This is a genomic window from Paenisporosarcina sp. P4_D4 (assembly GCF_056401835.1).
On sequence record NZ_JBFUIO010000430.1, the window covers coordinates 1 to 528 of the forward strand.

General features: G+C 37.1%; 1 protein-coding gene. It reads left to right on the plus strand.

Annotated elements, in window-relative coordinates; genetic code table 11:
- Window positions 1-287: nucleoside transporter C-terminal domain-containing protein (locus tag AC1DSL_RS19330; RefSeq protein ID WP_477533491.1), on the plus strand; the 287-nt coding region annotated here is incomplete at its 5' end.
- Between the last annotated feature and the right edge of the window lie 241 nt (window positions 288-528).

The following is a 528-nucleotide window of genomic DNA, read 5'->3' on the forward strand; positions in this document are numbered from 1 at the left end:
CAGTAACAGCAGGCGGTATTATGGCTACCAAACTAGTTACAAACGAATTTGTAGCGATGCTTTCATTAAATGAATTAGCGTCAAATCTGAGTGAACGATCAATCGGAATCATTTCAGTTTTCCTTGTTTCATTTGCAAACTTCTCTTCAATTGGTATCATCTCAGGTGCTGTAAAAGGTCTTCATGAAAAACAAGGAAACGTTGTAGCACGATTCGGCTTGAAACTTTTATACGGAGCAACGTTAGTGAGCATATTATCAGCGATTATTGTGAGTTTTATCCTATAGTTAGAGAATGTGTCATCCAAAACCCTAATAAAAGCAACATCCCAGTGAATACTTATAAGTAATTCCTGGGACATAGAACGGGATACGAATTTTAGTATTTTATCTCCATTCTCGTCTTACTGTAAAGATTACCAAAGAACCTTCTAAATCAATTATGATTAGGAGGTTTTTTTGTGTCTAAAAAATCAGGAGTCTTTCCAATTCGCGTATAGGACGGTAGATAGGGGGAATGGGGAAGGGG